This is a genomic window from Streptomyces sp. NPDC004065 (genome assembly GCF_044903565.1).
Classification (GTDB): domain Bacteria; phylum Actinomycetota; class Actinomycetes; order Streptomycetales; family Streptomycetaceae; genus Streptomyces.
On sequence record NZ_JBJDQT010000010.1, the window covers coordinates 188,967 to 196,367 of the forward strand.

Here is a 7,401-nt window from a genome sequence, read left to right on the forward strand (position 1 = left end):
TTGTCACCGGCTCCCTCGGCCGTGCTGTGCAGGTCACCCGCCGCCGAGTTCCCGGCGGAGCATGGCCAGAGTTTCCACGGCCTCGACGGCCACTTCGTGGCGCGGACCGTGTACGAGCACGACGTCCTCGTACAGGGCCTCCAGACATGCCCGGGCCTCCTCCGGGTTGCCCTGGCCGAGCAGCAGCATGCCGATGTCACGGCGCAGCTCCACCGCCGCGTCGCTGACGTCGCTCTCGACGGCCCGCTCCACCTCGAGGACCGCCCGCAGCTCCGCCAGCGCCTCGGTCACCTGGCCGAGTTCGCCGCGGCAGCGGGCGGCCTGGGCGCGGCAGTCGCGGGCGGCCTCCCCGGCCGGCCCGTCGATACGGGCGAACGCCTCGGCCAGCGCCTCGAACTCGGGCAGGGCCGCCCGGTGGTCGCCCGCCAGTTGACGGCTGACCGCCCGGCGCCGCCGCAGCCGCAGGACGGCCTTGTTCTCGGCGCCCAGGGCCCGCGCCAGCGGTTCGATCATCTCGCCCGCGACCTCGGCGGCCTGCGTGTAGCGCTCCTCCTCCATGAGCGCGATGTAGTGTGCGTCGACCTCCCGCAGCCGCGCCCGCAGCCGCTCCCGCTCGGGCGGCGACACCACGTGCTCGGCGATCCGGCCGGGCGCCGCCGCGTCCGCCGTGTCCGGGGCGACGCGGGGACCGCTCCCGGCCCGGGCGCGGGGCGCGTAGGGGCGCCGGTACAGCCCGGTCGGGTCCGGCGCACCGGGCGGCCCGGCCTCCCCGAGGGCGGAGGACTCCCCGGGCGCGGGCAGGAAGGGCATCAGCCGCTCGTACACCTCCTGCACGTCCACCGGCCGGCTCTCCGGACTCTTGCGCAGCAGGTGCAGGACCAGCGCCTCCAGCTCCTCCGGCACGTCGGCCCGCAGCCGCCGCAGCGGGGTGGGCGCGGCCCGGACGTGCTGGTCCATCAGCTCGAAGTCGCTGTGCGCGCGGAACAGCGGCCTGCCGCACAGCAGTTCGTGGAGCACGCAGCCGAGGGCGTAGAGGTCGGTGCGCGGGGTGACCCGGGTGCCGCGCACCTGCTCCGGCGACATGTACTGGTGCGTGCCGATGGGCCGGCCGGAGGCCGTCAGCCTGGTGACGTCGGTCTGCAGGATCGCCGCCACCCCGAAGTCGAGGACCTTCACCGTGCCGTCCCGCGCGACCAGGATGTTGGACGGCTTGAGGTCACGGTGCACCACGGGCACGTCGTGCGCGTACGACAGCACGGTGGCGACCTGCGCGGCGACCGCGACCGCCCAGCTGACCGGGAGGGGCCGCTCCTCGTGCACGTACCGGGTGAGGGGGACGCCCTCCACCAGCTCCATGACGAGGAACAGGTGCTCGTAGCCGCTGTCGAGGACCGCGTCGTACACCTGCGGCACGCCCGGGTGCTGGATGCGGGCGGTGATCCGCGCCTCGCGGCGGAAGCGCCGTTCGAGCTCCTCGGCCAGCTGTGGCGTGGCGGCGACGGCCTGCGGCCGGATCCGCTTCACGGCGACCGGCCGGTCCAGCACCGCGTCGTAGCCCCGCCACACGTCGCCCATGCCGCCGTTGCCGAGCCGCTCCAGCAGCTCGTAGCGGCCGGCGATCGGTCTGTCCGGCACCTGTCCCCGCCCCGCGTCCCGCACTCGCGCCCGCTCGCTTCCCGAGTCCTGTCGACCGCGGTCAGTTTCCCGGGAAAGGGATCACCGCGTCCAGCCGGGCGCCGCGTGAGGGCGCGGGGGACGGGCCGTGTCACCCCACCGTGTACTCGGCCCAGACCGTCTTCCCGGGACCGTCCGGGCGCGGCGCGCAGCCCCAGCGGTCGGCGAGGGCCTCGACGAGGAGCAGACCGCGTCCGCCCTCGCCCTCGCCTTCGGCGTCGTCCGTCGTGGTGGTGGGAAGGCGGGGGACGCGCTCACCCCGCGTGTCGGTGACCTCGATCCGTACGGTGCGGGTGGCCGGGGTGGCCGGGGTGGCCGGGGTGACGGTCAGGCGCAGGCGGAAGTCCCGGCCCGCCACGTGCCCGTGCCGCACGGCGTTGGCGCACAGCTCCGCGGCCACGAGCGTGACGGCGTCGTGCGGTTCGCTGTCGTACGGGACGCCCCAGGCGTCGAGGCAGTGCTCGCACATGCGCCGGGCGAGGCGGGCGCCGCGCGGGGTGGAGCTGAAGCGCATCGTGAACCGGTGCACCGTGACGGGTGATTGTGTTGCGGTCATGGACTCACGGTGGCGTGGTGTGGCATAGCGTGACCAGCGGTGACGCGCCGCTTACGGACCTTCGTACGGGGTGGGCGCGGGCGCTGTACGGAGCGGTACGAGGGGAGAGGCGGCACAGCGGTGACCGAGGTGCGGGACGAGGAGACGGTACGGCAGCAGCGGCGGCCGGAGGACGAGCCGGGGACGGGCGTGGTGACGGCGTTCGGGCGGCAGTTGAAGCTGCTGCGGACGCGGGCGGGGCTGGAACGCGTGGAGTTCGGGAAGCGGCTGGGCTACTCGGCGGACACGGTGGCCTCGATCGAGCAGGGGAGACGGATTCCACAGGCCCAGTTCATCGAGAAGGCGGATGAGGTGCTGGGGGCGGGCGGGGTGCTCATGGCGTTGAAGGAGGAGGTGGGGAGGGCTCAGTATCCGGCGTTCTTCCGGGACATGGCCCGGCTGGAAGCCAAGGCCACCGCCCTGAACGTATACGCGGTGTACGCCGTGCCCGGTCTTTTGCAGACGGAGGAGTACGCGCGTGCCGTCTTCCACATGCAGCGACCCTTGCTGGAGGACGACGTGATCGAGCAGCGGCTCGAGGCACGCATGGTGCGCCAGGAGATCTTCAACCGACGCCCAGCACCGCTGCTCAGCTTCGTGATCGAGGAGGCCGTGCTGCGCAGGCCGATCGGCGGCCCGAAAGTCATGCGCGCGACCCTGGAACAAATCCTCCTGACCGGTCAGTCTAGGAACGTGGAGGTGCAGGTCATGCCGATCGAGCGACAGGACAACGCAGCCTTGAGCGGCCCCTTTTCGTTGATCGACATCGACAAAGGGCAACGTCTGGCGTACGCCGAAGTACAGGACCTCAGTCGCCTCTACACCGACGCCACGTACGTGCGCACGCTTGAGGCGCGCTATGGCATCCTCCGATCACAGGCGCTGACCCCGAACGAGTCAGCGGCGTTTATCGAGCAACTGATGGGAGACACATGAGCGTGCAGCCCAGCAAGGCGGCTGTGCCAGAAGCCGCTTGGATCAAGAGCAGCTACAGCACAGGCAACGGTGGTGAGTGCGTCGAGGTCGCCGCAGCCCCCGGAGCCGTCCTCGTCAGGGACTCGAAGCAGCCCGCACAGGCCAGGCTCGCGTTCGGCCCCGAAGCATGGAACGGCTTCGTGCGGATGGCCGCCGAGCGCTGAACGGGCGGACGTACGGCGAGCGGGCCCGGTGCGACGTGCGCACCGGGCCCGCTCGCCTTGCTAGAAGTCGTCCAGCCCCTCCTCCCGGCGGATCATCCGCCAGGCCGCGCGGCGAGCGCTGCGGTCGAGGTTGGACTTGAAGTCCCGGTCCGTCCCGAAGTACCGCTTGCCGAGCGTGTCGATCGTGGAGACATGGTCCATCATGTTCTCCTCGAACTTCTTGTCGAAGACGACGCCGAAGTTCTCCTCGTCGTTGACGAGGGCGGCGGCCCGGACCTTCGGGTCCTTCTTCGTCGCGTTGAAGGCCGGGAGCACGTCCTCCTCGGTGAACTCCGTGCCGAACTTCGCGTTGAACCTCTCGATCAGCTCGGACAGCAGCGACTTCTCGGCGTCCTTCCCGCCGCCGACCCCGTCAGCGAACCCCTTGAGCTCAGCCGGGCCGTCGGGCACGAGAGACTTGTCGTACTCGCCGGTCTTCTCGACGCGCAGGTGACTGAGGTCGACCTCGCCTATGTCGACACCGCCGTCCGCGAGGCGGGGCAGCCGGTTGAGCAGGTAGCGCCCGTACAGGTACAGCCGCTCCAGGTCGGCGTCCTGGTAGGGGACGATCTGCGCGAGGAAGCCGTACTTGCGGACGTAGTCGTTGAGGTGGGCCCGGAACTCCTCGGCCGTCTCGACGTCCTCTTCCTCCTCGCTCTCCAGGAGGGCGCTGAAGCGGGTGACGGCGGGGGAGAGGAGCCGGTACAGCTCGGCGTGCAGTTTCTCCCACTTGGCCTGGGAGCCGCCGGCCTTCTCCTGCCCCTCGAAGTACGCGGCGACGAACTCGCCCATGTCCTGCTCGGAGATGACCGGCACGGACATGACCCGGCTCTGGGCCGTGTAGAGGAGGTTCGGGTCGGAGGGCAGGGTGTGCGCCTCCTCGAAGTACGGGCGGAAGGCGTCCTGGATGTCCTCGGCCTCGTTGACGAAGTCCAGGACGGCCAGGTCGGCCTGCGACTTGCGGTCGGCGGTGCGGTTGAGGCGCGAGAGTGTCTGCACGGCGGCGATGCCGGTCAGCGTCTTGTTGACGTACATCGTCGTGAGGAGCGGCTGGTCGAAGCCGGTCTGGTACTTCTCGGCGACGACGAGGATCCGGTACTCCTGCTGTCCCTTGCCGCCGGCCTTCGCCGCCTTGTCGTCGGCGCGGGTGTAGGCGAACGCCTTCGGCAGCGCGCTCTCCGGCAGACCGCCGTTCTCCTTGTTCTCGGTGGTCTCCTCGCCGTCGATGGTGAGGGAGCCGGAGAAGGCGACCAGGACGCCGAGGTCCGGGTACTTGGTGTCGTACGCGCGGTCGGCGATGTAGCTCTTGATGGCGCGGGCCATCTGTACGGCGGAGTGGCGGGACGCCGTGACGACCATGGCCTTGGCCCGTCCGCCGAGCCGGCCGCGGGTGTGCGCGACGAAGTGCTCCACGATCACCTGGGCGTGCTGGGACACCGTGTGCTCGTGCATCAGCGCGAACCGGGCGAGCAGGCTGTTCGCCTTGGAGGGGTCGACCTCCTTCTCGTCGCGGTTGAGGTTCGCGAGCTTCCAGTAGGTGTTGTAGGTGACGTAGTTGCGCAGCGGGTCGAGGATGAAGCCCTCCTCGATGGCCTGGCGCATGGAGTAGGTGTGGAAGGGGCGGTAGACGGTCTTGCCGTTCTCCACCGCTTCCGTGCCGAAGAGTTCGAGGGTCTTCGCCTTGGGGGTGGCCGTGAAGGCGAAGTAGGAGAGGTTGGCGGCCTGCGAGCGCTCGACCGCCTTCGCCTTCAGCTTGTCGTCGAGGGTGACCGTGGTCGCGCCCTCGTCGTCCGAGTCGGCGTCCAGGCCGAGGTCGCGCAGGGCCGACTTCACGGCGGTGGCCGCGTCGCCGGACTGCGAGGAATGGGCCTCATCGACGATGATCGCGAAGCGGGTGCCCTTGATGTCGGTGGGGTTCCGCTTGATGTAGTCCAGCAGTGCGGGGAACGAGTGCAGGGTGACGGTGACGATCTTGCCGGTGTCCCGGGAAAGGGCACGGGCGAGCTGTTCGCTCTTCGCCCCGTGCTTCTCGTCGATCTTCACGACCAGGCCTTCGGTCTGCGAGAAGCTGCCCACGGTCGCCGAGAGCTGGGCGTCCAGGGCGCGGCGGTCGGTGATGACGATGACCTTGTCGAAGACGGGCTCACCGGGCTTGATACGGCCGTCAGCGAGGGCGTCGGGCCGCAGGACGGCGGGATCGCGGCGGGCGTGCAGGTCGCTGAGGCGGTGGGCCAGCCAGCCGATGGTGTTGGACTTGCCGGAACCGGCGGAGGCCATGATCAGGTAGTTCTGGCCGGCGCCGTGCACGGAGGCGTGCGCGGTGAGCTTGCGGACCACGTCCCACTGGTGGAAGCGGGGGAAGATCGTCGACTTGGTGGTGCCGCCGCCGGGCGTTCTCTCCTTCTGCTGGTGCACGAAACGCTGGAGCAGGTCGAGCCAGTTGTCCCGCTGCCAGACCTCTTCCCAGAGGTAGGACGTGGCGTACTTGCCGTGGGCGGTGGGCGCCGGGTTGCCGGCCCCGCCCGGCTGGCCGGGACCGTTCGATCCGGTGTTGAACGGCAGGAACCGGGTGCTCTTGCCGCGCAGTTGCGTGGTGACGAAGACCAGGTCCGGGTCGACGGCGAAGTTGGCGATCACGCGGCGCGTGAAGATCAGCTCGGTCGGATCGCGGTCGGTCCGGTACTGCTCCTTGGCCTGCTCAACGCCCTGACCGGTGAGCGGGTTCTTCAACTCGGCGGTGGCGACGGGGATGCCGTTGAGGAACAAGGCCAGGTCGAGACGGTGGCCCCAGTCGGCCTGCTTGGTGGCGTAGGGGAGTTCCCGGACGACGGTGAGGCGGTTGGCCCGGTAGCCGTCGAGAACGGAGTCCGCGGACACGAGGTTGGGCTTGAAGTAGGCGACGCGAAGCCGGACTCCACGGTCCTTCACGCCGTTACGGAGGACGTGGAGCAGCCCGTCATCGGCGATGGCCCGGTCGAGCCGCTGCGCGAAACCGCGCTGCGCCTCGTTGGGGTTGCCGCCGTAGACGGTGAGGAGTTCGTCCCACTCGTCGGGCTGGGTCGCCCCGATGAAGGTGAACAACTCGTTGGTGTCCAGGCCGAGGTCGGCTTGATAGTCCTCGGGGTTCGCTTCCCGCCAGCCGCGCTCGCAAAGGGCGGCGACGATGGCGGAACCGAAGGAGGACTCGTCGTGCACGGGGCTCATACGGTTACTCCTTCGGTTACGTTGCGGCCACTGGCGGTGGTTACGTCGAACTGGCCGGTCACGGCGGCGGTGATGAGGGCTTGACGGCGTTCGGCGAGCAGGTCGAGCTGACGACTCAGCAGTCGTTGCATCGCTGAGTCCCGCTGCGCTGCGCCATCGAGTTCGGCAATCAGTCGACTTTGCGTCACAACATCCGGGACGGGAAACCTCTGAGGCCTCAACTGCTCGCGCGTCAGATGCGTCATTGTTGACGTGTTCCCCTGGACTTGAAATACCTTCATGCGCTCGGCTGCGACCAAGCAATAGTAGAGCCAACGGGTACGTTCCTGGCCGCGTGCTCTGATACGGTGCAGGGCCTTCTGGTAGTAAATCTCCGGGACTTCTCCGTTCCACACTGCCGCCCGACCCGGCCAACTGCCGCCCTCATTGACGAGCAAGTCACCCGGACGTAGGCGGTACCGATCCTGTTCCTCGGGTGGGAAATCCATATACGCCAGCTCAGTTGTGTCGATCTGGTCCCACTGTACATTCGCGACCCTGAGGTACGGGCGAAGGTGGGTGCCTTGAGCGCGATCTTGATTGAGCATTTTGCCGAGCTCGACTTCGAAATAGTGCGATACAGCGCCAACTCGCCAGTCGGCGGGTACGGTGCCTAAGGGCTGTCCCGTAACTGCTGGTCACGGGTGAGATGATCTTGCCGTGGCTGGTGTGATCACGGCGTCGGAGCCGTCCTGGATAGCCCCGTTCACC

At 69.1% G+C, this 7,401-nt stretch carries 6 protein-coding genes; 2 read left to right on the top strand and 4 right to left on the bottom strand.

What is annotated here, in order from left to right:
* Positions 1-33: 33 nt before the first annotated feature.
* Together ACI2LW_RS14280 and ACI2LW_RS14285 are read right to left on the bottom strand one after the other, a co-directional pair.
* Positions 34-1,635, bottom strand: a complete 1,602-nt coding sequence (locus ACI2LW_RS14280) for a protein kinase (RefSeq protein WP_404731467.1) — start codon at positions 1,633-1,635, stop codon at positions 34-36.
* 130 nt (positions 1,636-1,765) lie between these two features.
* Positions 1,766-2,230, bottom strand: a complete 465-nt coding sequence (locus ACI2LW_RS14285; RefSeq protein WP_404731468.1) for an ATP-binding protein — start codon at positions 2,228-2,230, stop codon at positions 1,766-1,768.
* Positions 2,231-2,350: 120 nt separating this feature from the next.
* Here ACI2LW_RS14285 and ACI2LW_RS14290 point away from each other — a divergent pair, with 120 nt between their 5' ends.
* Both ACI2LW_RS14290 and ACI2LW_RS14295 read left to right on the top strand, forming a co-directional pair.
* Positions 2,351-3,205, top strand: a complete 855-nt coding sequence (locus tag ACI2LW_RS14290) for a helix-turn-helix domain-containing protein (RefSeq protein ID WP_404731469.1) — start codon at positions 2,351-2,353, stop codon at positions 3,203-3,205.
* A complete protein-coding gene (locus ACI2LW_RS14295; RefSeq protein WP_404731470.1) occupies positions 3,202-3,408 on the top strand; it encodes a DUF397 domain-containing protein in 207 nt (68 codons plus the stop codon). Before ACI2LW_RS14290 ends, ACI2LW_RS14295 begins: the two co-directional genes overlap by 4 nt.
* Before the next feature lie 60 nt (positions 3,409-3,468).
* Here the strand turns inward: ACI2LW_RS14295 and ACI2LW_RS14300 are convergent, their stop codons facing one another.
* Complete coding sequence (locus tag ACI2LW_RS14300; protein ID WP_404731471.1) at positions 3,469-6,651, bottom strand: type I restriction endonuclease subunit R; 3,183 nt, start codon at positions 6,649-6,651, stop codon at positions 3,469-3,471.
* Entirely contained in the window at positions 6,648-7,238 is a 591-nt protein-coding gene (locus tag ACI2LW_RS14305) for a hypothetical protein (RefSeq protein WP_404731472.1), read from the bottom strand. The genes ACI2LW_RS14300 and ACI2LW_RS14305 overlap by 4 nt, the downstream gene beginning before the upstream one ends.
* Positions 7,239-7,401 lie beyond the last annotated feature (163 nt).